The sequence below is a fragment of the Roseateles puraquae genome (genome assembly GCF_002205845.1).
GTDB lineage: Bacteria > Pseudomonadota > Gammaproteobacteria > Burkholderiales > Burkholderiaceae_C > Pelomonas > Pelomonas puraquae.
Map to the genome: position 1 here is coordinate 42199 of NZ_NISI01000003.1, position 25831 is coordinate 68029.

At 63.6% G+C, this 25831-nt stretch carries 31 protein-coding genes; 14 read left to right on the plus strand and 17 right to left on the minus strand.

All coding sequences use genetic code 11. From position 1 onward, the window contains the following. Nucleotides 1-4 precede the first annotated feature (4 nt). The 6 genes from CDO81_RS10085 to CDO81_RS10110 all read left to right on the plus strand — a co-directional run bounded on the left by CDO81_RS10085 (nt 5) and on the right by CDO81_RS10110 (nt 7187). Entirely contained in the window at nt 5-475 is a 471-nt protein-coding gene (locus CDO81_RS10085; protein ID WP_193466493.1) for a hypothetical protein, read from the plus strand. Nucleotides 476-484: 9 nt separating this feature from the next. Further along, entirely contained in the window at nt 485-1066 is a 582-nt protein-coding gene (locus CDO81_RS10090) for an RES family NAD+ phosphorylase (RefSeq protein ID WP_088483084.1), read from the plus strand. Nucleotides 1067-1284: 218 nt separating this feature from the next. After that, entirely contained in the window at nt 1285-4302 is a 3018-nt protein-coding gene (locus CDO81_RS10095) for a DEAD/DEAH box helicase (protein WP_088483085.1), read from the plus strand. Further along, nucleotides 4299-5708, plus strand: coding sequence for a hypothetical protein (locus tag CDO81_RS10100; protein WP_144397199.1), 1410 nt, complete (start codon nt 4299-4301; stop codon nt 5706-5708). The genes CDO81_RS10095 and CDO81_RS10100 overlap by 4 nt, the downstream gene beginning before the upstream one ends. 253 nt (nt 5709-5961) lie before the next feature. Continuing rightward, nucleotides 5962-6654, plus strand: a complete 693-nt coding sequence (locus CDO81_RS10105; RefSeq protein WP_158218230.1) for a hypothetical protein — start codon at nt 5962-5964, stop codon at nt 6652-6654. A 239-nt stretch (nt 6655-6893) separates the two neighbouring features. Further along, entirely contained in the window at nt 6894-7187 is a 294-nt protein-coding gene (locus CDO81_RS10110) for a helix-turn-helix domain-containing protein (RefSeq protein WP_088483088.1), read from the plus strand. 18 nt (nt 7188-7205) lie between these two features. On the opposite strand, the gene CDO81_RS10115 is transcribed toward CDO81_RS10110, so the two are convergent. Together CDO81_RS10115 and CDO81_RS10120 are read right to left on the minus strand one after the other, a co-directional pair. Next, a complete protein-coding gene (locus CDO81_RS10115; RefSeq protein WP_088483089.1) occupies nt 7206-7505 on the minus strand; it encodes a BPSL0761 family protein in 300 nt (99 codons plus the stop codon). A gap of 7 nt (nt 7506-7512) precedes the next feature. Beyond that, nucleotides 7513-7890, minus strand: coding sequence for a helix-turn-helix domain-containing protein (locus CDO81_RS10120; RefSeq protein ID WP_088483090.1), 378 nt, complete (start codon nt 7888-7890; stop codon nt 7513-7515). Between the two features lie 136 nt (nt 7891-8026). On the opposite strand from CDO81_RS10120, the gene CDO81_RS10125 reads away from it, so the two are divergent. Genes CDO81_RS10125 through CDO81_RS10135 form a run of 3 tightly spaced genes read left to right on the plus strand, consistent with a single transcriptional unit; the run spans nt 8027 to nt 9326 of the window. Further along, the gene (locus CDO81_RS10125) at nt 8027-8536 is read left to right on the plus strand and encodes a hypothetical protein (protein WP_088483091.1); all 510 of its coding nucleotides are present in this window, start codon (nt 8027-8029) and stop codon (nt 8534-8536) included. Next, nucleotides 8533-8937 carry a hypothetical protein gene (locus tag CDO81_RS10130; RefSeq protein ID WP_144397201.1) on the plus strand — a complete coding sequence of 135 codons (405 nt, stop codon included), beginning with the start codon at nt 8533-8535 and terminating at the stop codon, nt 8935-8937. The genes CDO81_RS10125 and CDO81_RS10130 overlap by 4 nt, the downstream gene beginning before the upstream one ends. Nucleotides 8938-8942: 5 nt before the next feature. Continuing rightward, on the plus strand, nt 8943-9326 hold the full coding sequence (locus CDO81_RS10135; protein ID WP_144397202.1) for a hypothetical protein: 384 nt from the start codon (nt 8943-8945) through the stop codon (nt 9324-9326). 82 nt (nt 9327-9408) lie between these two features. Here CDO81_RS10135 and istB read toward each other — a convergent pair whose 3' ends face one another. Continuing rightward, the gene (gene istB / locus CDO81_RS10140) at nt 9409-10137 is read right to left on the minus strand and encodes an IS21-like element helper ATPase IstB (RefSeq protein WP_088483094.1); all 729 of its coding nucleotides are present in this window, start codon (nt 10135-10137) and stop codon (nt 9409-9411) included. Continuing rightward, nucleotides 10131-11663 carry an IS21 family transposase gene (gene istA / locus CDO81_RS10145; RefSeq protein ID WP_088483095.1) on the minus strand — a complete coding sequence of 511 codons (1533 nt, stop codon included), beginning with the start codon at nt 11661-11663 and terminating at the stop codon, nt 10131-10133. The genes istB and istA overlap by 7 nt, the downstream gene beginning before the upstream one ends. A gap of 648 nt (nt 11664-12311) precedes the next feature. Here istA and CDO81_RS27585 point away from each other — a divergent pair. Together CDO81_RS27585 and CDO81_RS27590 are read left to right on the plus strand one after the other, a co-directional pair. Further along, the gene (locus CDO81_RS27585; RefSeq protein WP_144397203.1) at nt 12312-13379 is read left to right on the plus strand and encodes a helix-turn-helix domain-containing protein; all 1068 of its coding nucleotides are present in this window, start codon (nt 12312-12314) and stop codon (nt 13377-13379) included. Between the two features lie 50 nt (nt 13380-13429). Continuing rightward, complete coding sequence (locus CDO81_RS27590; RefSeq protein ID WP_144397204.1) at nt 13430-13696, plus strand: hypothetical protein; 267 nt, start codon at nt 13430-13432, stop codon at nt 13694-13696. 1 nt (nt 13697) lies between these two features. Here the strand turns inward: CDO81_RS27590 and CDO81_RS10155 are convergent, their stop codons facing one another. From CDO81_RS10155 to CDO81_RS10175, 7 genes are all read right to left on the minus strand, one after another. Beyond that, nucleotides 13698-13958 (minus strand): hypothetical protein, encoded by a 261-nt coding sequence (locus CDO81_RS10155; protein ID WP_144397205.1) that lies wholly within the window; start codon nt 13956-13958, stop codon nt 13698-13700. A 351-nt stretch (nt 13959-14309) separates the two neighbouring features. Continuing rightward, nucleotides 14310-14612: a hypothetical protein gene (locus CDO81_RS10160; protein ID WP_144397206.1), complete on the minus strand. Its 303-nt coding sequence runs from the start codon at nt 14610-14612 to the stop codon at nt 14310-14312. 10 nt (nt 14613-14622) lie between these two features. Beyond that, entirely contained in the window at nt 14623-17151 is a 2529-nt protein-coding gene (locus CDO81_RS10165) for a CHAT domain-containing protein (protein ID WP_088483098.1), read from the minus strand. 84 nt (nt 17152-17235) lie between these two features. Then, on the minus strand, nt 17236-17721 hold the full coding sequence (locus CDO81_RS10170; RefSeq protein ID WP_158218231.1) for an IS66 family transposase zinc-finger binding domain-containing protein: 486 nt from the start codon (nt 17719-17721) through the stop codon (nt 17236-17238). Further along, a complete protein-coding gene (locus CDO81_RS28045) occupies nt 17645-17947 on the minus strand; it encodes a hypothetical protein (RefSeq protein ID WP_158218232.1) in 303 nt (100 codons plus the stop codon). Before CDO81_RS28045 ends, CDO81_RS10170 begins: the two co-directional genes overlap by 77 nt. A 174-nt stretch (nt 17948-18121) precedes the next feature. Further along, nucleotides 18122-18403 carry an alpha-L-rhamnosidase-related protein gene (locus CDO81_RS29270; RefSeq protein ID WP_144397207.1) on the minus strand — a complete coding sequence of 94 codons (282 nt, stop codon included), beginning with the start codon at nt 18401-18403 and terminating at the stop codon, nt 18122-18124. Nucleotides 18404-18504: 101 nt separating this feature from the next. Beyond that, nucleotides 18505-19851 carry an MFS transporter gene (locus tag CDO81_RS10175; RefSeq protein ID WP_088483100.1) on the minus strand — a complete coding sequence of 449 codons (1347 nt, stop codon included), beginning with the start codon at nt 19849-19851 and terminating at the stop codon, nt 18505-18507. A 276-nt stretch (nt 19852-20127) separates the two neighbouring features. On the opposite strand from CDO81_RS10175, the gene CDO81_RS10180 reads away from it, so the two are divergent. Beyond that, nucleotides 20128-20676, plus strand: coding sequence for a hypothetical protein (locus CDO81_RS10180; RefSeq protein WP_088483101.1), 549 nt, complete (start codon nt 20128-20130; stop codon nt 20674-20676). A gap of 203 nt (nt 20677-20879) precedes the next feature. Here the strand turns inward: CDO81_RS10180 and CDO81_RS10185 are convergent, their stop codons facing one another. Continuing rightward, nucleotides 20880-21488, minus strand: coding sequence for a BON domain-containing protein (locus CDO81_RS10185; RefSeq protein WP_158218233.1), 609 nt, complete (start codon nt 21486-21488; stop codon nt 20880-20882). 217 nt (nt 21489-21705) lie between these two features. Between CDO81_RS10185 and CDO81_RS10190 the strand changes: the two genes are divergently transcribed. Continuing rightward, nucleotides 21706-22203: a hypothetical protein gene (locus tag CDO81_RS10190; RefSeq protein ID WP_088483103.1), complete on the plus strand. Its 498-nt coding sequence runs from the start codon at nt 21706-21708 to the stop codon at nt 22201-22203. A gap of 103 nt (nt 22204-22306) precedes the next feature. Here the strand turns inward: CDO81_RS10190 and CDO81_RS10195 are convergent, their stop codons facing one another. Genes CDO81_RS10195 through CDO81_RS28055 form a run of 3 tightly spaced genes read right to left on the minus strand, consistent with a single transcriptional unit; the run spans nt 22307 to nt 23557 of the window. Beyond that, the gene (locus CDO81_RS10195) at nt 22307-22846 is read right to left on the minus strand and encodes a ferritin-like domain-containing protein (RefSeq protein ID WP_088483104.1); all 540 of its coding nucleotides are present in this window, start codon (nt 22844-22846) and stop codon (nt 22307-22309) included. Continuing rightward, a complete protein-coding gene (locus CDO81_RS28050; protein ID WP_158218234.1) occupies nt 22839-23285 on the minus strand; it encodes a BON domain-containing protein in 447 nt (148 codons plus the stop codon). The genes CDO81_RS10195 and CDO81_RS28050 overlap by 8 nt, the downstream gene beginning before the upstream one ends. Nucleotides 23286-23299: 14 nt before the next feature. Continuing rightward, nucleotides 23300-23557: a hypothetical protein gene (locus tag CDO81_RS28055; protein ID WP_158218235.1), complete on the minus strand. Its 258-nt coding sequence runs from the start codon at nt 23555-23557 to the stop codon at nt 23300-23302. Between the two features lie 193 nt (nt 23558-23750). On the opposite strand from CDO81_RS28055, the gene CDO81_RS10205 reads away from it, so the two are divergent. Beyond that, nucleotides 23751-24386 (plus strand): response regulator, encoded by a 636-nt coding sequence (locus tag CDO81_RS10205; protein ID WP_088483106.1) that lies wholly within the window; start codon nt 23751-23753, stop codon nt 24384-24386. A gap of 72 nt (nt 24387-24458) precedes the next feature. Here CDO81_RS10205 and CDO81_RS28060 read toward each other — a convergent pair whose 3' ends face one another. Next, nucleotides 24459-24635, minus strand: a complete 177-nt coding sequence (locus CDO81_RS28060) for a hypothetical protein (protein ID WP_158218236.1) — start codon at nt 24633-24635, stop codon at nt 24459-24461. Nucleotides 24636-24724: 89 nt separating this feature from the next. Beyond that, entirely contained in the window at nt 24725-25660 is a 936-nt protein-coding gene (locus CDO81_RS10210; RefSeq protein ID WP_088483107.1) for a VTT domain-containing protein, read from the minus strand. Nucleotides 25661-25831: the final 171 nt, after the last annotated feature.

The window sequence follows — 25831 nt, forward strand, 5'->3', positions numbered from 1 at the left end:
TGCCATGAAGTCCACCTCCAGCACTTACCCATCCGCACAAAGCTCAGCAAGCGCGCCCCGCGCCACACAGCGACCGTCGCCCTATGTCTCTGCCACTCAAACTCGCGCACTACTGGCCGGCAGCCTCGCTGCCCGCACTGAGCGCTTGCAGGCTGGCGACATGGTGACCACGGAGCAGGCTGCCGAGCTCGCCAGCACCACCCGCGTGACCATCAACGCATGGATCGCCAAGGGACGAGCCATCGGCTTGACCCAAACCCGTCGCGGCTTTCGACTGCCGAAATGGCAGTTTGAGCCCGCGTTGTGGGATGTGATTCCCGAGCTTGCCCAGGCCTTGGGGACCAGCGAAGGCTGGGCTCTGTTGTCGTTTCTAGAGACGCCTCTTGGCAGTCTCAACGGACGGACACCTCGCCAGGCGATCGAACAAGGCGATACGGCGCGCGTCCTCGCACTGGCATTGGCGGAGGGCACTTGATCGACCCGCATGAAGCTTGCCGACCTCGAATTTGTACCCAGTTTTGAGCTACCCGCTCCCACCGTCCTCTATCGCGTTCAACGTATCCGCGCCCGCCGTGGCACCGTGCGGATCGGGCGTCTCCTACTGCCGCCCTCGGGCCTGCTGAGCGGGCGCTTTGATGTCGCCGGTGTGTCGGTAGGCTACTTTGCCGAAGCGCCCGAGACCGCGGTCTATGAATCTTTGTGCCGACGTGAAGTCATCAGCGTATCCATGCAGGCAGCGGCACAGAGAGCACTGCTGTGCTTGCAGACTGCGGCGCCGTTGAAGCTGCTGGATCTGCGCATGCACGCCAGCAGCTGGCCGGTGCTCCAGTCACTTCGTCTGCACCATACGCAAGAGCTTGCTATGCAGGCACTCGGCCAGGGATTCGCCGGTATCGCTTACTGCTCGGCGCAGCAGCACGGCATGGACTGCTACGCCATCTTCGGTGATGGATTGCGGTCGCTCCGAGCCCTCTGGGCCGAGAGTCTCACCGAGCCCGGCACCGGGAATCTCCACGGCATGCTTGCTGCAGCACTGAAAGGCTCCCAGGTGCCGCTCACACCTTGAGATAGCCTGGCTACGGCTGTGCTGCCGATCGCGCGCATTGAGGCAGATGGCTTCCGGACACTGCCAAAGTCGGTGTGGCGCTGCCGATGGTCGAGCCACGTTTGCCCCCCATTGACTGGAAATGCAGTCATCAGCCACCACCCAGTGGCGCGGGCAATGTCCTAGCATCATCATCCGCATGAGTCGGACGCCAGAGATCCGGCTGCAGGGAGGAAACCATGGCAGTCAAAGCCATCTTCGTCGGCATCAACAAACAGCTCGACCCGAACATCGACGAGCTGACCGGCGCTGTGCGCGATGCCAAGGCGCTGAACGCGCTGTTCATGGACTCGGTACCGGACTTGAGCGCCCAGTTGCTCATCGATGAGCACGCCACCAAGGAGGCTGTCTCCAAGGCCATTTTCGGGACCCTGACCAGCGCGACAGCCGATGATGTGCTCGTCATCAGCTTTGCTGGTCACGGATCGCCGGATGGTGGATTGGCGCTCTACGACACTACGACGGCCGACCTGCCGGGCTCAACGCTGTCCATGGCGGATCTCGCGGACGCATTCAAGGCAACGCAAGCGAGAGTGGTCCTCTGCATCCTGGATTGCTGCTTCAGCGGCCACGCGCCTGGCCGGGTGCTCCAGGTTGCTGCGCAGCCGCGCAGTGTTTTCGCTGTTGAGCGGATCGCTGGCGAAGGCCGCATCCTGCTGTCTGCATGCACCGCGCGTGAAGTCGCCTGGGAGCAGCCGGGCACCGGCCACGGGCTGCTGACCTTCGCGGTGATCCAGGCCATGACTGGCGTTAACGACGATCACGTCAGCTTCCCGGCCGTAGCCGACCAGATCATCCAGATCGCACGCGTCGAGGCGCAGCGCCTCGGCGTTTCCCAGACACCGGTGTTCCTCGGCGCGGTCCAAGGTGGCTTGGTCTTCCCGCGTCTCAAGCGAGGAGACAACTACCAGGCCGCCTTTCCCTGGACAGCGGTTGAGCGGATCACGGGGCAGTTCGACGAATTGCTGGCTCACGGCTTCCCTAATGCGGTTGTCGACCAGTGGAAGGCTCGCTTCCAAGGCGGTCTCAATCCGTTGCAGCTGCGCGCCGTCAACGAGTTCGGTGTCCTGGCCGGCAAATCGCTGCTGACGGTCGCACCAACGAGTTCGGGCAAGACCATGGTGGGCGAGCTGGCCGCCGTGCAGTCCGTCGTGGCTGGGAAGAAGGCGGCATTCCTGCTGCCGTATCGGGCGATCGTGAACGAGAAGCTCGAAGAGTTCAGCGAGCGATACGGCGCCGCGGGCATGCGGGTGATCCGCTGCACTGGCGACGCCACGGACAGCGTGGGGGATGTGCTCGGCGGCCGCTATGACCTTGGCTTTTTCACCTACGAGACCTTTCTGAACTTGGCCCTCGGTGCACCTCATGTACTCAGCCGTCTGGGCCTCGTCGTGGTCGACGAGGGTCAGTTCATTACCGACCCGCGACGCGGCATCATCGTTGAGCTGATCCTGGCGCTTCTGCTACGAGCACGAACACGAGGCATCGAGCCGCAGCTGATCGTGCTTTCGGCCGTGCTTGGCAGGCTCAATGGCTTTGAGAACTGGCTCGACATGCCGGTGCTGCTGTCCCAGGATCGGCCGGTGCCGCTGATCGAGGGCGTCATGGATCGTTCAGGCACTTTCCAATTTCGGGATGTCGACGGGTCGACCAAGGTAGAGGCGCTGCTGGCGCGACATGAGATCCGCCAGCGCAAGGCAAAGCCCGAGACACAGGACATGCTGGTGCCACTGGTCCAGAAGCTGGTTGCCAACGGAGAAAAGGTCATCATCTTCCGCAACCAGCGAGGTTCCGCACAAGGCTGCGCGCGCTACTTGGCTGCGGAGATCGGCAAAGGCCCGGCGACGTCGGCCCTGGAGGCGCTGCCGGACCAGGACCTCACGGCCGCGTCGCAGGACCTGCGCACCTGCCTGGAAGGCGGCACCGCCTTTCACAGCACCAACCTACTGCGCGCCGAGCGCGAGGCAGTGGAGCGCGGGTTTCGCGACTTGAACGGGGGTATCCATGTGCTGGCGTCGACCACCACGCTGGCCGCAGGCATCAACACGCCGGCGTCCACGGTGATCCTGGCTGAACAGGAGTTCCTAGGCGAGGACGGACGCCCCTTCACCATCGCAGAGTACAAGAACATGGCCGGTCGCGCGGGCCGCCTTGGCTTCAATGAGACTGGCAAGGCCATCCTGCTGGCGGACACCTCCATGGAGCGCGCGAGGCTCTTTCAGCGCTACGTGATGGGCGCCCCCGAGGACGTGAGGTCATCGTTTTCTGACGCCGCGATGGCGACGTGGGTGCTGCGGCTGCTTAGCCAAGTGCGAGCGGTCCGGGAAGACGAGATTCCCGGGCTGCTGGTCAACACCTTCGGCGGCTATGCCGCCTCGCGGGCTCACCCTGGCTGGGTCCCGGCGATCTCGCAACGAATTGCGGAGTTCGTGGCGCGGCTGCTTCAAGCTGGCCTGGCCGAGAAGGAAGGCGACGTTGTCCACCTGACCATGCTCGGCCAGGCGGTCGGGGCCTCTTCGCTGTCGTTCGAGTCGGGACTGCGCATGGTCGAGCTGATGCGCGGCCTCGACCTCGCAGCGACGCCACCGATCAATGTGCTCGGGCTTGTTCAGGTGCTGGCGGAAATGTCGGACATCTACACCCCGATCTACACGCGCAACCGCAGCGAGGCGGCACGCGTCTCGGACGTCATTCAGAAATACGGCGATGGCGTCTCCCGCACCCTCCAGCGCTATGGCGCCGACGAACACGAGCTGTGGCGGCGCAGCAAGCGCGCCAGCATCCTGTTCGATTGGGTCGAGGGCGTGCCCGTGGACGTGCTGGAGCGGACCTATACGGCCAACCCCTATCAGGGCGCGATCCGGTACGGCGACATCATGAGCATCGCCGAGGGCACGCGGTTCCATCTGCGCTCTGCACACCGCATTCTGGCCGCGCTGTTTCCCGACCAGCCTGATTTCCTCACGGCCCTAGACGTGCTGTTAACCCGGCTGGAATTCGGGCTTCCGGAGGCCGCCCTGCCGCTGGCGGGCATCCGACCGCGCTTGTCGCGTGGACAGTGCCTGGCCTTGATTCAGATCGGCGTCGTAACGCTGGACCAACTCAGCGCGCTCGACGATGCCCGACTGCAGGCTTGCGTAGGCGCGGCGATGTTTCGGCTGATGAGGCCCAAGACCGCATCAGGGACACCGTCATGAACTCCGCGGATCTGGCTGGTGGGCAGCCAACACCCCTGCAGGGCGAGCTGCTCGGACAACTCCTTGGAGAGATGCTGGAACGCCGCGGCGGCGTGCCTTACTACAAGTTCCGCTCGATGCACGTGCCGCATTGGGCAGAACTCGACGGCATGGAGGCCAAGGGCTGGCTCAAGCGAGACAACGACCACTACTACGTCCAGTCCACTGCCGTCCCGCTGATCGACACGCCGGCGGCGCGGGAACGGCTTGCGAACATTGAGCGGATCTATGCAGCGCTGCGGGCGCAGTACCTGCAGACGCAGCTGCGGCCCTACAAGGTCAATGAATTGGCCGAGGCCATTGAGCTGACACCCGAGGTCGTGCTGGAGGTGTTGCGGCACATGATGGATACCGTGGCCTGGCACATGGGCTCGTCGCTGAACGTGGCGCTGGAGGAGGCCTCTGTAAGCCCGGGCGAAAAAATTCTTCAGTTCAGCACCTTCACGGAGCTGGCCGCGGACGTCCGCAGTTGGCAGCGCGGCCCCACTTATTTCCCGGGCACGCTGGCGGATGACCGGCCGCAGGAAGACACACGTGCGGAATCCGTACCGACACATTCGCCTACTGCCTTGACCAGCGCCTGGCCGCCGGCGCGGACCTGCCTGCAAGGCTTTAAGTTCGACGAGATCAAGGACATCGCCGGGCTTGCCGGCTTTGACGTGACCGCGGCAGCTGATCTCGTTCAGGGCAGCGGCTCCAATGTCACCAAAGGCCAGCTCCTCGCGGCCATCGACCGCCAGTTGCGGGACATGGATGCCCAGCACACGGCCCGGTTTCTCGCCATTCTCATAGAGGAGATACTGAGCCGCGAGCCCGAAGCGGAGGAGAAGCTTTCCGGCCACCTGAGCCGGCTGGGTTGGTCGTTTATCGATGGCAAGTTGCTTCCCGTGGCGCTGTTCGATTCCGGCGCGTTGGAAGATATGCCCGCCGATGCCCATCCGGACCTGCTGAAGGCTGCCCAGCGTCTTCGTGACGGCGATCTTGGGGGCGCCATCTCCGCCGCTGCCGGCGCTGTAGACGCCGCCGTAGCAAAGGTCTATCGCGAAGCCAATCTAGGCGATCCCACAAGGGCGACGTTCCAGGAAGGCTGCAAACGCGCCATGGCCGCGCGTGGCATCCTGGTGGATTTGGAAGGCCGCCTAGCCGAACTGCAATGGCAGCCCGCTGACGCAGGGCTCTTTGCGCGCAACCTGGAGGGGGCGCTCGTCAGGGGTGCCTACGTCATGCAGACGCTCCGCTCCCACATGGGCGACGTCCACGGCAGCAAGCCCATCTTGCGCGCTCTGGTCTTCGACAGCCTCCGGTGGGCCGAACTGCTGGTCGGGGCGCTGCTGGTGGTCAAGACCGATCCGGCGCCCAAGGGCTAGGGCGACCCTACTTGCCAAGGTTGTAACTCGGCCGGCGTCACCAGAAACAGGGCGCTAGCGGCTGGCCGAGCACACCTAGAATTTAGAGTGTGATAAATCCAGAGGGGCAGCGCTTGGCACAACGTCCGTCCATTCCGCCTTTAGGCAACCGCCCGCAGACGTTCTCGCCTAAGCCCAACGGAGGCGTGACGTCGCCGGCGATCATTCCGCGCTCGCCCCCGCCACCGGCCCCCGCACCAGCGCCAAAGTGAGCGTGGGTCATCTGGATTCGGCGCGGCAGCGTCTGAAGTTCACTCGCGAGCGGATCAAGCCGTCCACTATGCCAGCGACGGCACCTGTCCCGGCTGTCGATACGGCAGAGTGTGGCAAGGCCCCCTTTGTTCCGAGCGACCAGAGCGAGAAACTGTTGGCCGACTTCACGGCAGAGGTGCGCAAACGCCAGGTTTCCGCCTCCGAGAACTTCGACAAGTCGGTCCTCACCCTGTCCACGAGCGGCCTGGCCGTCTCGCTGGCATTCTTGAAGGATTTCATCCCTATCGGGCAGGCGTTGAGCGCGTGGATGCTCTATGCCTCGTGGGGGCTCCTGACGGCCGCCACGGTGATCACCATGTTGTCCTTTCTCGCCAGCATGCGGGCGCAGGAGTTCCAACAGGCTATTGCCGAGGGCCACTACCGGCGCGGAGAGGCTCACGACAAACCCAATCCTTGGGACCAGTTTGTGATCTGGATGAACCGTGCCTCCGGCGCCAGCTTCATCGCCGGCGTCTCGTTGACCACCTTGTTTGTCGCGATCAACCTGCAAAGGGCCCACGAAGTGAAGAATCTTCCGCAACCTTCCAACACTGTTCCCGACCGCCGCGGCCTACCGTCGCCCGGCATCGTGCCCAGCGCCCCAATTCGGCCCGCACCGCCGCCGCCATCGGCGCCAGCTCCTCAGACCAAGTAGCCAGGCATCTCATCTACTGCGAGCTCAGCGTCCAGCATCCGGTTCCGACACAGCGCCTCGTACTCACGGCGGAAAACCGCTAGGGTTGGTAGTCGCGAGACGGACGGCGCGTCTAAACGTCACGGCACGCCACCCGACACTCGGTAGCTGGTCCCCGCCAAGGCGACCGGTTTGATGGCGTTTTCCCATATTTAGACATCTCTCTGATCCTGCACGGCTGCATAGGCAACCGCTGCTGGATGAGAAGCCCGCTTCACAACGAGAAATACGCTTTCCTGCTGGAAGAGCTCCAGGAACTGAGGAAGCGCAAAGGCTGGAATCAGCGCGCGTTGGCGGCCGAACTCGGCATTGGCCAGGACCTAGTCAGCCGCGCCGAGTCGGGGAAGCGGCGCCTGGATGTGTTCGAACTGGCGCTGTGGTGCCAAGCCTGCGGCACGACCCTAGAGAAATTCGTGAAGCGCCTGGACAAGCGCATCCGTAGCAACCAGCTTCCAGGTCTGTTGCGGCCTGACGACGCCGACGACAGCCATTGACTGGACGGCGGTGCCCACTCAAGCGAAGTGCCTGAGCACGACGGTCAGGCTATACCTGCGCTGCTCGGTACTGGACGCGTGGCTGCGCACGCGCATGAAGAACCATCTGGCCTCCGACAGGACTTTGACGAACTCGGCTTGTAGAGCTAAAAGGTCGTCAGCATCAGCCTGCTGCAGGCGGGCCAACGGCGGGTAGTCATTGAGCAGGCTCGTGGCCTCGCTTCGCCAGGCAAGGGGCAATGCATCATCGTGCGCGAGCTCGGTCAGTGTTTCGCGCCCCCAGACCAAATTGCGCTGGCGCTCTTCCGGTGTCGTCATCTCGGGGTCAGCCCTTGTGGCCCTTGCGCATGCGTGCCGGCACGGCGGTAGCCTTCTCCCTCGGAATGGATTGAAGGAGCTGCTGCAAGGCGCCTCGGGAATGCCGCTCACGCGGCTTGATGCGCAGGCGCAGCTTCTCCAGCTCCCGAAGCTCGGCATCGAGTTCCCTGACGAAACGAAGGAACTTGTAGTCCAGCGCGTCAAGCCACTGGCGGAGTTCGATGATGTCGAGGGTGGTCTCGCCGCATTCGACGTAGCTCACCCATCCCTGGCTGCGGCCCAGCAGCTTGCCGAGGTCGGCCTGACGAAGCTGGCGGGATTCCCGCAGCTGACGTAGCTTGTCCAGGTAGATCTTGTTGTGGCGGCTATGCAGACTTTTGAACATGGGGATCTCTCAGCTTCGCACCGTAGCTGACCCTTCGCCATATCAAGAATTTGGATATGGCCAAGCTGTCGGAACAATTCGCTGGAGTTCAACAATCGAGTCCGTGAGCCCATCAGTGTTCACGGCAACAACGACAATGTTCGTTTCCCAGCCAGAATTCGAGTTTTCATTTCCTCCCGAACTGGCCCATCCAGGCAGCCAGCACTGGCGCGTCGTCGAACTGACCCTGCACGCACCCTGGTTTCTCGTGTCGGTGGAGATCGTCGACGCCGAACACCCGGACTGCAGCATGACTCGCACGCTGTGCATTGCCTGGGATACCGACCTGGCCGAACTGCTCAGCACTATGGAGCCACACCAGGTGAAAGGCATCGTTTGCATGATGCCGGCCTGGCAGTCGGTGACGGGCCAATGGACCTCGCGCGAGATCCGCGAGGTGTGGCGCTGCAGGTCGGCCGTGGGCCACAGCATCGTGCTTGTGGACACGGTCGGCGAGAAGTTCGACTGCGGCATGGTGCCGGACCATGAACAGCCGATCGAGCAAGACCTCATCCTGCGCATCGAGCCGACAGAACCACGTCAGCGCCATCGCACCATACCCAGCCGGCGTCCGCGGCGCGCCAAAACCCGGAAGGTCAGCGCGTGAACGGGGCAGATCCGGGCAGCACAGGCATCACTTTCGTCAACGTTCGAGACGCGCCGGCGGCGCAGGACGAGCCGAACATGGAGGTCCAATCCTGGCGCCTGATCAAGGCACCGTCCGGCGAGCTTCACCTCGGCACGCTCAGAGCCCCCCAGCCCGGTCGTGCCGTCGTGCGCCTGACGTCGGCCCTCGCTGCGTTCGACATGGCTGCTAGTGCGGTCACGACGGCATCGGGCCGCCGCTATGTGCTCATGGGACCTCCCGAAAGCCGCTCCCTAGAGTGCATGGCGATTCGCAACGGCGCGGCCCAGCTTGGTTTGGCAGCTGGCATCGACATCAGCGCACAGTTCTGGGCGCAGATGCACGAAGCCAGCGGAGGCTGCGACTGCAACAGCCGAGGTTGAGCACGATGAAGGACCTGGACATTCGCTTGTGGGGCAGAAGCTGGACCGCAGAGGAGATGCCGCGACATGACGGCCCGCCAGGGTGCATTGAGATGTCAGAAGGCAAACTCTGTCTTGATGAGGAGCAACGCTTGGCGCTGCTGGGTGCGCTGCTCGAACACGTCGGAACCGCGTACGCGGTCCGGCTGGGGCCCATCGGGGCCTGGGCCGATGCGGTCGAGCAGCGCCTGGAGGACATGGCGTGGGACGGGATGCCCGCGGTTGGCAATGAGCAGTTTTGGCGCCCGGCTACCCAGCGCCTATCGTTTCGCCAGCAACTGGAGCTGAGGGCAGATGTGAAGCAGCTTTACGAGCGTTCACGCCAACGCCGCCTGCGGCGGCGTCGCTGAGCTGCCACGTTCAACATCAAGGCAGTGAGACGATTGCCCTCGCGCGCACGTGGACGACGAGGGCTCAACGGCAATGCCTACCCTAACGTTTGGACTGCTTGCGCATGGATTCGCCCTTCAGCTCAATCTGATGGGCCGCATGAAGAACTCGGTCCAGCACTGCATCCGCGATCGTCGGATCCCCGATGTAGTCGTGCCACTTCTCGGTGGGCAATTGAGAGGTCAGCACCAATGAGCTGTTGCCGTGGCAGTCGTCGACGAGATCGAACAGGTCTTGCCGCTGGCGTGTGCCTAGGGCTGTCAGGCCCCAGTCGTCGATGATCAGCATCCGCGCCTTTGCCAACTGCGCCCTGAGCTTTGGCAGGCTTCCATCGGCGCGACAGACTTCAAACTCCTCAAGCAGCTTGCTGAAGCGTCGGTACAGCACCGGCATGCCTTTGCGAATTGCCTGATGCCCAAGAGCACAGGTCAACCAAGTCTTGCCCACACCCGTAGGGCCTGTCACGACGAGATGCTGCTTACCGATCCAGTCACAGTTGAGCAGAGTGCTGAACTTCCTCTTGTCCAGCCCACGCTCTGCTCGGAAGTCGACATCCTCTGGAGTGGCCGACACCTTGAGCCGCGCCGACTTGAGCAGCCGGGCCATGCGCCCGCTCTCGCGCCGAGAGATTTCGGCATCGACCAGCATGGAAAACCTGTCCTCGAAGGACAGATCCTGAAGACTGCTGGACGCGCGCTGACGTTCGAACGCTTCTGCCATGCCATGAAGACGGAGCGTAGCCAACGATTCCATTGTGTTTTTGATCAGCATGACGTGCCACCCTTGTTTGCGTAGTACCCGGCGCCGCGAACGTTGTGATGCAGCGGCAAGCCAACTTGCCGAGGCTCGTCAGGATGTGCGTCGCGATACCGGCCGGTGCTCAGGAGAGAGCGAACCGTCTTGAGCGTTGGCGACTTGATCTGCAGCGCCCGCTCACATGCCTGTTCGAGTCGGTCATCGCCATACTGGCGGCTCAGCTTCTTCAGTGACTCGCATGCTGGGAGACCGAGCGCTGGCACGGGCCGGTCGAACTGATGCTCGACCACCGCCAGGGTGCTCGCCCCGACAGAGCGAGCCCACTCCAGAAGCCGATCGGGCGTGCGCTCTGCATACGCTCGATGCTGCGGCGGCATGTGGGCTGGATCCGTCCGGGGCTTCCCCTCGGCTTGGCGCTCGTGAGTGGCAACTCTTGAGCCGCGATGAAAGATCTCGATAGTCTTCAGCGCCGCTCGCGCCTCAACGGTCTCGCCGACCAGATGGAAGGGGACGGAGTACCAAGCACGCTCGACGTTCACGTGGTAGTCGGGACCCACGGTAAGTGATGCGGTCCAGTTGGCCCACTCGAACCGATCTGATGGCAGTGGGAGAAGTTTCGGGTGCTCTTCCTGTTCGAGACGGTCTTTGCGGCAGCCGGGCATTTTCTTGAAAGGCCGCACATTGAGCTCGTCGCAAAGCCTGCGCACTTCAGCGTTGAGATCTCCAAGTGAAAAAAACTGCATCGCGCGTAGCCTGGCCAATATCCACCGTTGCGCGATTAGCACAGACACCTCGACTTTCGCCTTGTCTTGAGGGCGGCGGCTCCGGGTTGGCAAAATCACCGTCCCGTAATGATTGGCGAGCTCGGAGTAGATCCGATTGAGCTTGAAATGTGAGCCAGGTTTTATGACTGCCGCTTTCAGGTTGTCGGGGACGATAATTCTCGGAACACCGCCAAAGTAGTTCAGCATCTGAACGTTGGCCTCAACCCAATCCGGCGAGCTCTGGCTTTCGACTGCGAGCGCAAATGTGAAGTTTGAGAACCCCAGCACACCGACAAATAACTCGACGAAAACTTTCTCACCTGTTTCCTGATTCACGTAGAAGGGGCGCTTGCCGCTGAAATCCACAAACGCCTTCTCGCCAGGCAGGTGAACTTGGCGCATACTCAGTTTCAAGTGACCCTTGAACTGTCGGTAGTGGTGCGTAAATTGCGAGTACGACAGTGCATCCTCTGGTGAAGGAAGTCGATACTCTTCCCAGAGAAGCTGAAGCGTGACCATCGGAAGAGCAAGTTGCTCATGAATGTGAGCAAAATCAGGCATGCGTTTGGTAGTGAGACTGCCGACTCTCTTGTTGATGAGGTCATCAAGCTCATGCGCGGTCAAATTACTGATATGTGGCCACTGCAGGCCGCTATTGCCTGATAAAACCCTGTAGCGCCTAACCGTGTTTTTGGCCACAGCTACGGCTTGACCAATCTCACGGTCGGAAAGTGCCGTAGTCAGAACCAGCCGCAGGATGTCGCGGATTTTGTTCATTCAGTCTCCAAGCTCGCGGAGGGTGGCGAGCAAAGTTCCAGATGGAGTCTGGCCGTCAACGCCTGCGGCGCTGCTTGACACGCGAGCTTGGAAGGAAGAGACTGATGGCGGATCTAGCGATAGTCCACCTCCACCAGGGGTCCCACGAGCTGCAACTCTTGGGACCCCTTTTCCTTTCTGTCGCGACCAGACACATGTGATGTCGGAGCGCGTGAAGGTTTACTGCATGGGGAGGCTCCTTCTGTGAGTCGTGCGCTGGCGAGTACTAGGCAGGCACGATTGCAGTTCTGCGGCGCTCGTACAGCCAACGAGCAACCTCTTGCGTAAGCGCGAAGCGTCCGCGACGGTTCGGGACAGTGAAAGTTGGCACGGGTACGGTGCCTCGCAATGTCGCCTGTCGAAAGGCGCCCGCTGTAGAAAAGCCGAGCACCTTCCTGAGTTCGCCGCCGCCGAGCACCGGCCCATATCTCTCGAGGAGTTGGGCTCGCAATTCATGCTCCGTCATGGTGGCGTCGGGTGCGCCGCAGTCCACTTGCGTCACGTCGTCCTCGCGTCAGTTGCGCTCGGTGACGATGCTAGGACTGGAAAGGCAGGCCGTCGAGGAGTCACAATCGCCACGAACTTTACCCCTCTGGTGCTCGCGGAAAAATGCGCCAAACCGTTGGTACAGAACGCTTTTCCCTCGTTGAGTTCTTGGCCCACACCGGTTTTAACGCCAGTGCGGAAATCGATGTCACCGTGCGGCGCGATGTTGTCGATGCCCTGGCGACAGTCGCATGGCTCAGATGCCTCCGGACGCGCTCAAAGAGCGCGTCGCCCTACGCAGTCGGCCAGGTCATTGAGCCAGAGGGCTATTGGAAAACAGACGAGCGGCTCCGCTTTCACCGCAACAAATGGTCCAAGTATGAGCGCGGCAAACATCGGCCCAGTGCTTCGCTGGTCGACATCGCAGACAAGGCATATCCTGGTAGCTCCAGAGAACTCAATTCGGTTTTGTGGCGCTTCTTGCGAAGGGTTCCTTCCTCTGTGAAGGTCCTTGCCGAGCTTGAAGAGCAACTGGACCCCGAAGTGCGCCTGCTGATCAATCGATGGCGGCCCGCAATTCAAAGCAGAAAAACCGGTTCCATCAAGAAGTTAGCCTCAGCCCTCGAGTTATTCGGAACGGCTGATGCGCTAGCGGCGATGCTATTGCTTTGTCAGTCTTCCAAGGTGCAGGGGCGAACATCAGAGGCGCATGAGTGGTCGTTGTACATTTACCGCTGCATGCTGATTTTAGGGGTTTTCTGGACTCAACGGGGCGTAGCGAAGCCACTACTCGAACTCATTGAGCACAGGTTTCTCAATCACGTTTCGCACCTTGGCGCGCGTTATGTTTTTCCTTCAAATTTGTATAGCGAAGCCATAGGTAGATTGGAGGAGGTCCTGTGGCATATAGAGCCAGGGCCTGAGAAGGTCACCGGCGAGACTTGCCGGAGTGAATACGCGCAACGCGTTTTGAATGGCAAATATGGGTGGGACCTAAAGTTTGCCTTCAACCCTTATGAAACACTAACTTCGGCGGATGAAGCGAGCGACGCCCAGACCGATATCTGCTTACGAAAGCTGCGGCTTTTCATTTGGGCGTGGAATATGCTGCATAGCGAAAAGCCGCATCCTGGCGTTCCGCCGAAGCAGGTATTCGACGGAACAGATTTGCACGCTCGTTGGATCGATTGAACTGCCAGAACAGAGCCCGCACTGACTCACAAGTACTTGCAGCAGGGCCGTTGCTCAAGGTCAGCTGGGTGGTCAACACCAGCGGGATGGTCAACGACAGCGACCGTGGCAAGTCAAGCAAGACGGGTCAGGATCGGCGCCGTAGGTCAGCGCAAACAGGCATGGCGGTCATAGGCCACCAGCGCCAGCACCCAGGCAAGCGGACGCTGCTTGCGCTCGCACCCAAGATTTGCCCGATCGAACACCCAGAAGCGGTGCGATCAGTCACCGACCCAGCAACAGGCTCGACGGTTACGGTCTACGAGCCGTGGGAGTGAACTAACCCCCAGCCGCAGCCAGCGCATCCCGCGCCGCCTGGGCAACCTCTGGGGGCAGCGAGCCGCTACCGACAACCGAGCGCAGGGCCGCAATCAACACCGGGGCGGCGGCGACCTGGGCGGCCAGCGTGGCGAGGATGGCGCGGGCTGCATCGCATTCACCGTCCGGGTGGGTCGCGGAGCCCTTCGCGGTAGTACATCGCCGCACCGTCCACGGCCCAGGCCAGAACTTCCTCACGGCCAGCGGCAGAGGTGATTCCATGGGGCGCGCCTCCGTGACGGCAGCGTAGATTTGGCCCATCGTGTCCAGCAGCTCCTCGATGCTGCTTCAGAAGAGCCGCCGCCCATCGACTGAAGCGCGCTTGCGCCGCAGCCTTTTCGTATTCGTCCAGCCGCTGTCTGCCAGGCCATGTGGACTGCGTTGGCGCTGCAGGTGCGATGCTTTCTCGCCCTTATGGTGGGCTGGGCGCTAGCAAAAGGCGAGCGGACGCTGCGAGTCCTTCGTCGGAGCCTTGAGCGCCTGATTTCCGTCATGGTGGGACGGCCAGACGCTCTTTGGCCGGCAGGGGCGCCAGCCCATTACGTGCATCAAGGACCGCGGCCCGCCGTCTACTTACTTGGCGGCGTCGATGAACGCCTTCAGCATGGCGTCCGTCGCCTTTAGCAGGTCCAGCAGTGCTCCGTCCGACTTCTTGAGCTCGAGCTTTTGCGGTGCGCCCTTGGACTTCAGCTTGTCCCGCAGTTCGACCAAGGCGGTGAACAGTTTGACCGCCGCGGCCGCGGTCAACAGTACCGTGGCCACGGTCAGTTCTCTGTAGCTTTCGACTTCGACCTCGGAGAGGTTGACTTCGCGAAGCGCCGCTTGCACCGCCGCGGCGTCCTCCGTAATAACCAATTCAATAGAGTGATTACTCATCTTGCCCTCCTCAGATGCCGACAAAACTGAAGGATGCCCAGTTCTCCAGCTTTTCGGAGGACGAGGCTGCCCTGCACACTTCGTCAAACGCAACGACGGGATCGACCTGATGCTGCGCGATTCGAGTGTAGAGCTCCCCCATAAATCGACCGGCGAACGCGTCGCTGACTGGCCACCGACTGCCGACGACCGCTCTTGCACCGCTGCGGAGCAGACTGCCAGTCAACCCGAACAGGTCGTTGGTGGATTGGAAAGATCCCAAGTTCGATGAGCAAGCGGACAAAGTTACGAGCGACGCGCCTTGAAGGCCTACCTCGCGCAATTCCTTCGCCGTGACGCGCTTCGCATCGCTCTCATGATCTGCGCTCAGCAAAAGCGCAGAACGCTCAGGAAAGAGGTGATCGAAGGTCCCGTGACAGCAAAAGTGAATGTACTCATAGCCTTTCGCCAATTCCGCCAGAACGTCGACCTTGGTGAGTCTTCGATCGGGCACCACAACAGCGTTCTCGCGGAAAGCATCGCGCAGCGTCTGCACTTCGTCGGCGACCCGCGGTAGATCGTCGCCTTCGTACCCGACGATCAGCAATCGGCCGTTCCGATTTCTTTGGCGCAGGCAAATGTCGTGGGCCACGGCCAAACTGGGAAGCTGACGCACGCGGTGACGGCTCCGCGCCGGTTGCTGCGCGGTCGCAGAGCCTGCCGCCACGTCGAACGGCAATCCGTTGAGGAGGCCGGGGGTGACAAGCAGGACATCGTTGACGCCCTCCTCTTGCAGCAGTTTGCGCATCGGCTCGAACACGATGGGGTCCAACTCGCGAAAGAATTCCGTGAGAGCCCGGTTGCGGTTGATGCCAGGCTTGGACATGTCCTGCCGGTAGTCGGTCAGCTTGTCGAGAACCTTGCGCGCGCCAGGACTGTCAAACCGCCAAGTGCGATGGGCGATCTTCCGGCCGGACCAAAACTTCTTGGGTTTTAGCGGGTCCAGAAACAAGTTCGCCACGCCGGCGTGGACATCTAGTGAGACAAGAGCCGCGCCCGGCACCGTCGTGCCGAGCGTCGCGAGCATGGGCTCGATGTCGGGAAGCCGCAGCTGCTTGGTGTGGGGAGTGTCCCTGCTCACGCCCAGCATCTGCTCGAACTGTGCCTTCAACACCCTTTCGACTTGGCGTCGCCGTTCCTCTTCGGACATGGTGTGCAAGCGAATGGTCGCACCTCGTAGCGCTTCCGTGGCCGCCAGCGCTTTCAAAGGTTCATCCCGACGCGCATACGCGGCAGCGAGCGCAGAAAAGATCGGAAGGTATTCGTGGACGCGTCCGTAGAGGTTATGTTCCTCGAGCGCACGATCTATGTCGGACTGCGCCAATGCCGCCGCAAGTTCCCATTCGCGGATCGCCTCGTCGAGCCGGCCGTGCCGCAGCAGGTAGGAGGCAAGATAGTGGTGCGGCTCGTGCTGTTGCGGCCAAATCCGACCGACCTCCGGGGTGCGTAGCATGTACTCCAGATCCTTCGCCGCCTGGTCAGACGCTGCGCCCTCCGGCCACCCTTGCTTGGCCAACGCATTGACTCGCGACACGGCGATGTTGATGCTGAGCGTTCCATTGCCGCCGGCGAACTGCAGCGCTTGTGCATAGTGGCGATTGGCTTCGTCGAAGTCGCAGAGCTTCGGGTCACCTACTGCATGGAGGTCACCCAGAAGGTGATGGGTGCGGGCCAGCTCACGGTCGCGCGTTGAAAACTCCTCCCCGGCGTACCCGGCCAGGGCACGGTGCGCCGCAGCCAGCCCAGCGGCACGCACGTCAAAACCGGCCAGTGTCTTGACCAGTTGCTCAGACTTTAGCTTGGCCAACGCGCTGTAGGCTGCCATGGCGTAGTTGTGTTCGATCGCAGCCCGCGAGAATGCATGGTCGCTCAATGCTGCCGCTTCCTCGAACCGGCTCAGGGACTTCAACGCTGCCGGCACCACGAAGGTTCTCCGGAAATAGTCACGGTAGAGGTTGCCCTCAATGTTCAGCAGGATGCAGCGCGCGGCCGGGTCTGCCGCATAGCTCACTTTGCGCAGCCTGCCGACGAACCGCAGCATCAACAGCATGGCCGTCTGAAAGTCGGGATGCGCATTTTGATGTTGCAGCTCTTCGAGCAGCCGGTTCGCATCCGCGGACACGTCGTTGCCGTACTCGTATCCGTCGAGCACGTCGAAGAAATGGGTGGGGAATGGCGGATCAATGCCTTTCTCGTCCAAGGTCGTTCGCCCCGATCGGCATTGCGGGCATGCGATCAGACCGGGGTCTGACGTCCGAACTTGCGCGACGTGGCCGTTGTCCAGGCACTTGAGGCTCACCCGTCGAGAGTGGACCACCGGTTGACAAGCTTCGGGTGCGCCGCATGCCGCGCACCGGGTAGGGGCGTCGAACTCCGGCGGACAGCGCATCTCTTCACCGCATTTGACGCAACGCGTGTAGATCTGGCCGTCGATGCTCAACAGCTTCGCACGGTCCGAGTCGATGTAACTGGGGAGATCGGCAGGAAACTCGAAGAGCATGGCCGTCCTTCTCTGCTCGGTGTGACGGCCGCTAGCGTAGCGTCGGGCTTACCTCATGCGTAACGCAGCGGGGCGCAAATCTACTTAGAAGTTATGAGAAGTCCTGTCGATCGCTGATCTGACCGCTTGCCTCATGGGACGTCTTCGCTTCTCCTTGACGCGCGGGCCTGTTCGGTCCGCCTCTACGTCCTTCGCATGCCGCGCATTGGGCGCTTGCGTCGGCGGGTGTATTCGCTTCGAGTAAAGATGCAAGTTCGAGCCGGCTGCTGTGTACCGCATTCGCCGACCCGCTGGGCCAGCGTCGAGCGGGCGATCAGGTGGCCGGCGCGGGCGAAGACCGCCCAGCAGGTGGGCCAGCAGGCCGACCGTGGGGATGCCCTTGTCGATAACGTGGGCCGGCCCCGGTGCCTGCACGATGCGCTCGCAGCACTTGCAGACCCACTTGCCACGGACATGGCGCTCGACGGTGAACACGCCCGGCTGGTAGTCGAACTTATCGGACACGTCCTCGCCGATGCGCTGTATGGCCTTGCCGCAACCGCAGGTAGTGTCGGCCGGTTCGTGAGGCACGTAGCGACGCGGCAGGTGGGGGGGGCAGTTGGGCGCGCTTGGGCACCTTCTTCTCGTCCTCGCCCCTCTTGTCGGCCTTCTTGCGATGGCGCTGCAGCTCGCCGTCGAGCTCATAGATGTCGGTGTCCAGCGTCTCTTCCAGCAGGCTGCGTTGCTCGGGCAAGAGGGTGCTGGCGCAGCGCTCGCTGGTGCGGCGAAACTTCATCCGCGCGTCGACGTTGTCCAAGTCGGCCGCTCGTTGTGCTGGTGGAGGGGAAGCACTGCATGATCGCTCGGGAAACTCCGTTTGGCCTCGACGAGCTCACTTCGTCGGCAGCACGTCCGCATAGCCCATCAACGCCACCGAGTACTGCGGGCAATCGCCCCATCGGTTCTCGACATAGTCGTTCGCCTTCTTGGTTCATCTCCACGGGCCGAACACGCCATCGGCGCGGATACTGTTCCAGCGTTCCCATATCGTGGTAGCGCCAACGCGAATCTCGAAGTCCCAGGAGGGGTAGTTGTCGGTGACGGCCACGGTGCGTGGGCGACACGACGGATAACCTTGCCGCGCGACCGACGGCGCGCCATAACTTTGCCGACGAGGGTGTCCCAAGCGATGTCGACGCAAATGCTCGGCATATATATGCGTCAGAAACCGCCTGCCGAGGACGGCCTGAACTGCATTGCCATAGTGGCGCATTTATGCGCCAGACGCGCACGCAATGTTATGGATCAATGCGCATCTGGGGCCGTTTTCATTGCAGCGGGCCGCCGCGCGCTTGACGCCACGGCCGCCAACGCTCAGACGCCGATGACGTCCTCGTGCCGCGGCACCAGCAGCTTCATCAGCACCCAGGCGGCGAGATAGGCCAGCGCGCACAGCGAGAACATGATCAGGTAGCCGGTTGCCGCCTGGCCGCGCGAGCCGTAGGCATCGAAGATCCAGCCGCCGAGCTTGGACACCGCCACACCGCCGAGCCCACCCGCCATGCCGCCGATGCCCACGACCGAGGCCACGGCCCGCTTGGGGAACATGTCCGAAACGGTGGTGAACAGGTTCGCCGACCAGGCCTGGTGCGCCGACGCCCCGACGCCCACCAGCAGCACCGGCAGCCAGTAGCTGATGCCCCCCAAGGGCTGGGCCAGCAGCACCACCAAGGGGAAGAAGGCGATCAGCAGCATGGCCCGCATGCGGCCGTCGTACGGGGCGTGACCACGGCGCAGGAACCAGGTCGGCAGCCAGCCGCCGCCGATGCTGCCCACCATCGTCATGCTGTAGAGCACGGCCAGCGGTAGCGCGATGTCAGTGGTGCTCATGCCGTACTGGCCCGAGAGGTACTTGGGCAGCCAGAACAGGTAGAACCACCAGACCCCATCGGTCATGAACTTGCCCAGCGCAAACGCCCAGGTCTGCCGATAGGCCAGCAGGCGCAACCATGGCGCGCCGCCGGCGTCAGCTGGCGCTGCCGGTGCAGTCTCGCGGTCATGCTGGATGTAGGCCAACTCCGCCGCACCGAGGCGCGTTTGCTGTTCCGGTGTGTCGTAGAAGACCATCCACGTCGCGATCCACAGAAAGCCGACCGCCCCGATGGCCACGAAGGCCATCTGCCAGCCCCAGGTCACGGCAATCCAGGGCACGGTCAGGGGCGCGAGGATGGCGCCGACATTGGCGCCCGAATTGAAGATCCCCGTGGCGAAGGCACGTTCCGACTTCGGAAAGTACTCCGCAGTCGCCTTGATGGCCGCTGGGAAGTTGCCAGCCTCACCGAGGGCCAGCACGGCACGGGCCACCATGAAGCCCAGGACCGATGCCGGCAACCCCACACCCAACGCAACGAGCACCGCACCGAGCGGCACCGCCAGCGCATGCAGCATGGCGCCGACCGACCACACCGCCACCGCGATGAAGAAGGCCCGCTTGGTGCCGATCGCGTCGATGAAGCGCCCGGCGAACAACATCGACACCGCATAGCCGAACTGGAAGACGGCCGTGATGTTGGCGTAGTCGGTGTTGGTCCAGCCGAATTCCCTGGACAGGCTCGGTGCCAGCAGGCTGAGCACCTGCCGGTCCAGGTAGTTCACGGTGGTCGCGAAGAACAGCAGCGCGCAGATGGTCCATCGGTAGCGGCCGGTGCGGGAGGCGGTCATCGTTGTCTCTCTCCATGAGGTGGCAGCCGGCGAGGCTGCCGCGCCATTGCTTGGACGGCGCTGTCCTGCCACTGTAGGGCTTCAAGGAACCTCGCCCGCTCAGGCTTCGCTTCGCATTCCGCGTAGGGGTGGCACGCCTGGCGCGGCCTCTTGTCTGACGCGGCTGACACCCAGCGACCGACATCCGCCCGATCGGCTCGTTCCTAAGCTGCCCGTCGTGGCATCCCCCTCGCCCGCCGGGCCGAGGACACCACCCCAACTGCCTAGGAGACCTCGATGAACACGACTTTTCGCCCCTCTCGCGTCCTGTGTGCCCTGCTGCTGACCGGCCTGGCCGGTGCCGCCTCGGCCACGCTCACCAAGCCCGTCTACAACACCGCCAAGGATGAAGTGAAGGCCATGTACAAGGCGGAGCGCGACAAGTGCGATTCGCTGTCCGGCAATGCCAAGGACGTCTGCGTCGAACGCGCCAAGGGCCAGGAAAAGGTCGCGCTGGCCAACCTCGAATGGCAATACACCGGCAAGGCCAAGGACCACAACGACTATCTCGAAGCCCGCTACGAGGCCCGCTACAACGTGGCCAAGGAAATGTGCGACGACAAGGCCGGCAACGCCAAGGATGTTTGCGTCGCCCAGGCCAAGGCCGAGCATGACAAGGCCAAGGCCGACCTGAAGGCCAACAAGAAGATGGTCGCCGCTGAGAACGACGCCATCGAGGCCAAGCTCAAGGCCGACTACAAGGTGGCCAGCGAGCGCTGCGATGCGCTGTCGGGCGACGCCAAGGACAGCTGCCAGGCCTCGGCGAAGGCGCGCTACTTCCAGTAAGTCATCAGCGGTGCCGCCTGCTCAGGCCGAGCGGGCGGCCACCGTGAGGCATGGCCCTCGCGGAATATCTGAAACAAGTGAAGGGCGGGTTGTCACCCGCCCTTTTGTCTTTTCAACGTCGCAGCAGCGCTACCGAACCCATCAGGAGCGCCAAGCCTGTCTCTGCGCGTGGCAGACCTGAGCCTGCCCCCTGGGCTCCGGGCTCAACGCGGCGCCGGCTCCACCACGGCCACCACCTTGCCCGGCTGCGGCAGCGCCAACCGGTTGTCGACGCCCTTCACGCCGCGGGGCGCGCTGGCGAGCACGGTGGCGCGCTCCTTGGACACCGCATCGGGGGCCGGGCCTTCCAGGCGCACGATGCCGCCGGTTGTCGTGACGTCGATGCGTGCGGCGCTCAACGCCGGGTCGGCCGCCAGCGCCGTCTTCACCTTGAGGCTGATGGCGCTGTCGTCCAGTGCGGTGCTCACGCCTTGCAGCGCATCGCGCGAGGCCTCGGTCGCCGCCGCCTGTGACTGCACGACGGTTTCCTGCACCTCGTTGCCGACGCCGCGCGCCTGGCGGATGGCGTCGTCCAGCTGCGTGCCGAGGCTGCGCGGGTCCTGCAGGTTGGCAATGGCCACAGCGGTGATCGCGGCCCCCAGGCCCAGCGCCAGCAGCCAGGTACCCAGCCGTGAACGTCGCGCAGGCGGCGCCGCGGGCACCGGCGCGGGTACGGCAGTCACATCCTCTGTGACTGGCTGGCCGTAAGGCCGGAGTTGCTGGCGCCAGTCGTCATCCGGTTGCCGATCCGTTCGTCGCACGGGGAATTTCATGGCGATCTCCTCGAAGAAGCGTCGCCATGAGTCTGGCCAGCGCGCTATGCGCCTCGCATCAGCCAGCACAGCACGCGGCTGTAGGACCTCGCGCCACGGCATGACGCCGGGCCGATGCGCTGGGGCTTGTCCGATAACTGCAGCCGGACGGCGCCGACACCGTGCGATGGCAGGGCCGGCCAACATGAATTCATCCCATCTTGAAGTCCACATCGCCATGAAGCCGCTCCAGATCTTGTCGCTTCTCGGCCTCTTCGCCGCCTGCGGCGCCAGCGCGCAAAGCCAGAGTGCATCGCCCGCGGCGCCTGCGTTGGCGGGCCAGGCGCATGCCGTGTCGGCCGCGCCCGACCCGGAGCTGAACTGGCGTGATCCGCAGTGGCTCAGCCGTCAGCGCGAACGCTCCCGCTGGCGCTATCAGCTCGGCCTGGAGCAGCAAGTGCGGTCCCCCGTGCAGCTGGGGCCTCAAGCGTCGGTGCGCGAGGCCGTGTGGGCGGGCGTGAGCTACGACATCACCCGCCGCCTGAGCGGCGGCGTGGAGACGCCGGTGTGGCAGCGCGACACCGGCTGGGCTTCGCGCATGGCGTTTCAGCGACCCAAAGATGAAGGTCTGGCGGGTCTGCGCGGTGCGTTCAGCTACAAGCTGTCAGCACAGAGCCGCCTGATGCTGCGGCCGCAGGCGCGGCGTGTACTCATCAGCTATTCGGCGACCTGGTGAACCCGGGCGCCGCAAGGTCGCTCCGTGCACAGGCCAACCTACACCGTCAAAGGCGAAGGCACCGGATGCGCTGCATCCGGTGCCTGTCACCTAACCAGGGCCATCAGGCGCGTGCCATCCAGTCCTTCAGCTCGTCGGCGTGCTCCTCTTCGTCAGCCAGGATGTCCTCGAGCAGCCGCCGCGTCGTCGAGTCCTTGTCACCGATCAAGGCAATCATCTGACGATAGGTCTCGACCGCGACGCGCTCGGCCACGAGGTTGGCACGGATCATGGCCTTGAGGTCGTCGACCTCGTCGTAGTCCGCGTGGCTGCGTTCCAGCAGGCTCGCCGGGTTGAAGTCCGGGTCGCCGCCGAGCTGCACGATGCGCTGCGCCAGCCGGTCGGCATGCGCAAGTTCTGCGTTCGCATGCACCAGGAACTCCTCGGCGATGCTCGGCGACTCCAGGCCGTCGGCCATGAAGTGGTGGCGGCGGTAGCGCAGCACACACACCAGTTCGGTCGCCAGCGCGCCATTGAGCAGCGCAACGATGTCGTCGCGCCACGGCCCGTAGGCCGGCGTCACCGCCCCATCGTCCAGATGCTTGCGGGCCGCCTCAAGGCCGGCTTCATTCAGCTGCAAGGCTGTCCGCTTGGATTCAGCCATTGCGCGCCACCACGAGTTGGTTGTCCACCGAGCGAACGCCCGTCACGGCCTGGGCTAGCGTCGTCGCGCGAGCCTGGGAGCCCGCATCCGGCGCGGTGCCGGTCAAGGTCACGCGGCCTTCCTCAGCGCGCACTTCGATCTTGGTCGCCTTGAGGCGGTCGTCGGCCAGCAGGGCGGCATTGATCTTCGTGACGATGGTCGCGTCGCTCACGGCTTCGGAGGCCGAGGCGCTCGCATCCTTCAACTTGGATTCGGCCTTGTCCATGGCCTGGCCGGCTTCGGCCTTGGCTTCGGCGCCGGCCTGCTTGGCCTCGGCGATCGCGCCGTCGAGCTTCTGGCCCGCGGTGCGCTCGTCGTCATGCTTGCTGCAGGCGGCGAGGGCAGCAGCCAGGGCGAGAACGCCGAACAGGGGGGCGCGGTAGGAGGTGGTGGATTTCATGGGTCGTCCTTTCTTCAACGCGAGAGGGTTTGTGAAAAGGCTGGCCTCGACTCTGGCGCCAGGCTGCCGGGCGCGGCATTGGCCACCACGCCGATGTCTTGTCGGACGCTGCCGACGCGCTGCCACTGGCGCAGGGACTCGCCGCGACGAACGTTCTCTTGCAGGGTGTCGACGAACGCGATCAACAAGGCCGCGGCCGCCAGCGCGGCGGCCACCAGCACGAGCCACAGCGGGGGCATGAACAGGGCAAGGCTGTCGGACAGGGCTTTCATCGTCACTCCGGGAGGCCATCTCGGCCGAATGACGACACTTTGCGAAACGCCCGGCCTGACCGCTGCCGGTCACCCGCCTGAGGCCGCGTAGGACAACCGGCAGACTGCGCGGCTTGTAGGACTGCGCTGATCGAAAGCCGGGTTTTGCGTTGCTAGGCTTTGCGCATTCCCCTCATTTGCATCGGAGTGCAACATGATTCGCATCGGCATCGTTGACGACCACGCCATCGTGCGTTCAGGCCTGCGGCAATACCTCAGCGAGAACGTCGACCTGCGGGTGACTGGCGAAGCGGCCAACGGCCGAGAAGCCCTGGACCTCGTACGCGGCGGTGAAGTGGACGTGCTGCTGATGGACATCTCCATGCCCGGGCAGAGTGGTGTGGATGCGCTGTCGGCCATCAAGTCGCGCTTCCCGGACCTGCCCGTGCTCATCCTCAGCGGCTTCCCGGAAACCCACTACGCCACCACCCTGCTGCGCCAGGGCGCGAGCGGTTACCTGAACAAGGAATGCGACCCCGAGGAGATTGCCAATGCGATCCGCACCGTGGCGCGAGGCCGGCGCTACATCAGCCCCATGGTGGCGGAACTGCTGGCCGATGGCGTCGCGGGTGGCGTGAGCGACCGGCCGCCGCATGAGAGCCTGTCGGAGCGCGAGCTGCAGGTCTTCCTGCGCCTGGCCAAGGGCGAGACGGTGGGCGACATGGCCAAGTCGATGTTTCTCAGCGTGAAGACCGTCAGCACCTATCGCACCCGCGTACTCGAAAAGATCAAGCTCGCCACCAACAGCGACCTGACCTACTACGCCTTGAAGAACGGCCTGATCCAATAAGACAGGGCCGCCGCCGGCCCCGCAAACGACAACGGCCCCTTGCGGGGCCGTTCGTCTTGTGGGGCGCCGTCCTCAGCGGCCGATGTTCAGCGGCGACATCGACATCCAGGCACGAGACTGGCTGGCGATGCGGCGCTCCAGGTCGGCGTGGTCGATGGCGTTGGACAAATATTGCTCGTCGGCGTCGACCTGGGTTTCGACGGCCAGCACGTTGCGCAGGGAATGCAGGAGGTTCTGGATCAGGCTCATGGGGTTCTCCGGGCTTGTGGCCCGTGTTCGAGTTCAGGGTAAACCCGATTATAGGGTTAACACCAATCTTTGCCAGCCTGTCGAGGAGTTCAGGCAGTCTCGAGCGTGAAGCCTGCCGCAGTCCAGCCCTCAATCCCACCCCGCAGCACCCGGGCCGGGTGGCCGTGCTGCTTCAGCCACTGGGCCGCCTTCACGGCCGAGGCGTCGTTGGGGCAGGCGCAGTAGGTGATGAACTCCTCGGCCATCGGCCAGCCGGCCAGTGCCGCGTCTCCCAGCGCCCCCAGATCAAGATGGCGAGCACCTGGCAGCCGCGGCGTTGCGGGCGCGCCAGGCGCCGTGGCCCGAACGTCGACCAACAGCACGGGCCGGCCCTGTGCCAGGAGCGCGGCGACTTCTGCCGGCGCCACTCGTTCGAAGCGGTTCAACTCGCGCTGCAGCAAGGCCCGGCGCCAGAGTCGCCACGCCAGATAGCCAAGCAACGCGGCTCCCGCCAACAACACGGCCACGCTGCCCAGCCGGCTGAGCGCGCGAAGCAGCGCGTCAATCTGCTCGTGGAACAGCCAGCCGACACCGATCGCCACGCCCGCCCACAGGGCCGAGCCGAGCAGGTTCCAGGCCAGAAAGCGCCGAGCGGGCATGCCCAGGGCGCCGGCCAGCGGCGGCGCCAGGATGGACAGGCCCGGCACGAACTTGGCGATCACCAAGGTCAGCACACCGCGGCGGGCAAAGCTGGCTTCGTTCTGCCGCACACAGCTGTCGGGCGAGATGGAGATCACACAAAGCGCCGACAGCACCCGCCGCCCCAGCCGTCGCCCGGCCCAGAACCACAGGCCGTTGGCCAGTTGCGCCGCTACCGTCGCCGTGAGAAAGGCGCGCACGCCAAAGCCTTCGCGCCCCGCCGCCTCCACGCCGGCGAGCAACAGCACGGGTGTGGAGGGCAAGGGTGCGCCCAACTGCTCCAGCAGCACGGCCAGGGCCACGGCGATCAAGCCGTGATGGGCGAAAAGGTCGGTGAGCAGATCCATGGCAAAAACTCGCCGGCAGCATAGCGGCGCACCGATACCCCCGTAGCGGAGCGGTTCACGACCGGATACGCCTCATTCGCGCGTCAAGGGCTCGCCTGCGCAAGCGCGCCTGACGAATAAGGAAATAAGAAAACTATCGTTCCCCGAATAAGGGAGTTTCGGCACTCTCGC

Bases quoted from the DNA above. Each gene is read 5' to 3' on its own strand.
- CDO81_RS27585 (WP_144397203.1), top strand. From the start codon at position 12,312: ATGCGCCAAACCGTTGGTACAGAACGCTTTTCCCTCGTTGAGTTCTTG.
- CDO81_RS10135 (WP_144397202.1), top strand. From the start codon at position 8,943: ATGAAGGACCTGGACATTCGCTTGTGGGGCAGAAGCTGGACCGCAGAG.
- CDO81_RS28055 (WP_158218235.1), bottom strand. From the start codon at position 23,557: ATGAAAGCCCTGTCCGACAGCCTTGCCCTGTTCATGCCCCCGCTGTGG.
- CDO81_RS10155 (WP_144397205.1), bottom strand. From the start codon at position 13,958: ATGGAATCACCTCTGCCGCTGGCCGTGAGGAAGTTCTGGCCTGGGCCG.
- istB (WP_088483094.1), bottom strand. From the start codon at position 10,137: ATGCTGATCAAAAACACAATGGAATCGTTGGCTACGCTCCGTCTTCAT.
- CDO81_RS10095 (WP_088483085.1), top strand. From the start codon at position 1,285: ATGGCAGTCAAAGCCATCTTCGTCGGCATCAACAAACAGCTCGACCCG.
- CDO81_RS10195 (WP_088483104.1), bottom strand. From the start codon at position 22,846: ATGGCTGAATCCAAGCGGACAGCCTTGCAGCTGAATGAAGCCGGCCTT.
- CDO81_RS10125 (WP_088483091.1), top strand. From the start codon at position 8,027: ATGTTCGTTTCCCAGCCAGAATTCGAGTTTTCATTTCCTCCCGAACTG.
- CDO81_RS28060 (WP_158218236.1), bottom strand. From the start codon at position 24,635: ATGAGCCTGATCCAGAACCTCCTGCATTCCCTGCGCAACGTGCTGGCC.
- CDO81_RS10180 (WP_088483101.1), top strand. From the start codon at position 20,128: ATGAACACGACTTTTCGCCCCTCTCGCGTCCTGTGTGCCCTGCTGCTG.
- CDO81_RS10175 (WP_088483100.1), bottom strand. From the start codon at position 19,851: ATGACCGCCTCCCGCACCGGCCGCTACCGATGGACCATCTGCGCGCTG.
- CDO81_RS10085 (WP_193466493.1), top strand. From the start codon at position 5: ATGAAGTCCACCTCCAGCACTTACCCATCCGCACAAAGCTCAGCAAGC.
- CDO81_RS28050 (WP_158218234.1), bottom strand. From the start codon at position 23,285: ATGAAATCCACCACCTCCTACCGCGCCCCCCTGTTCGGCGTTCTCGCC.
- CDO81_RS10165 (WP_088483098.1), bottom strand. From the start codon at position 17,151: ATGCTCTTCGAGTTTCCTGCCGATCTCCCCAGTTACATCGACTCGGAC.
- CDO81_RS29270 (WP_144397207.1), bottom strand. From the start codon at position 18,403: ATGCGCCACTATGGCAATGCAGTTCAGGCCGTCCTCGGCAGGCGGTTT.
- CDO81_RS10205 (WP_088483106.1), top strand. From the start codon at position 23,751: ATGATTCGCATCGGCATCGTTGACGACCACGCCATCGTGCGTTCAGGC.
- CDO81_RS10120 (WP_088483090.1), bottom strand. From the start codon at position 7,890: ATGTTCAAAAGTCTGCATAGCCGCCACAACAAGATCTACCTGGACAAG.
- CDO81_RS10160 (WP_144397206.1), bottom strand. From the start codon at position 14,612: ATGAGTAATCACTCTATTGAATTGGTTATTACGGAGGACGCCGCGGCG.
- CDO81_RS10115 (WP_088483089.1), bottom strand. From the start codon at position 7,505: ATGACGACACCGGAAGAGCGCCAGCGCAATTTGGTCTGGGGGCGCGAA.
- istA (WP_088483095.1), bottom strand. From the start codon at position 11,663: ATGAACAAAATCCGCGACATCCTGCGGCTGGTTCTGACTACGGCACTT.
- CDO81_RS10210 (WP_088483107.1), bottom strand. From the start codon at position 25,660: ATGGATCTGCTCACCGACCTTTTCGCCCATCACGGCTTGATCGCCGTG.
- CDO81_RS10190 (WP_088483103.1), top strand. From the start codon at position 21,706: ATGAAGCCGCTCCAGATCTTGTCGCTTCTCGGCCTCTTCGCCGCCTGC.
- CDO81_RS10100 (WP_144397199.1), top strand. From the start codon at position 4,299: ATGAACTCCGCGGATCTGGCTGGTGGGCAGCCAACACCCCTGCAGGGC.
- CDO81_RS10090 (WP_088483084.1), top strand. From the start codon at position 485: ATGAAGCTTGCCGACCTCGAATTTGTACCCAGTTTTGAGCTACCCGCT.
- CDO81_RS10185 (WP_158218233.1), bottom strand. From the start codon at position 21,488: ATGAAATTCCCCGTGCGACGAACGGATCGGCAACCGGATGACGACTGG.
- CDO81_RS10110 (WP_088483088.1), top strand. From the start codon at position 6,894: ATGAGAAGCCCGCTTCACAACGAGAAATACGCTTTCCTGCTGGAAGAG.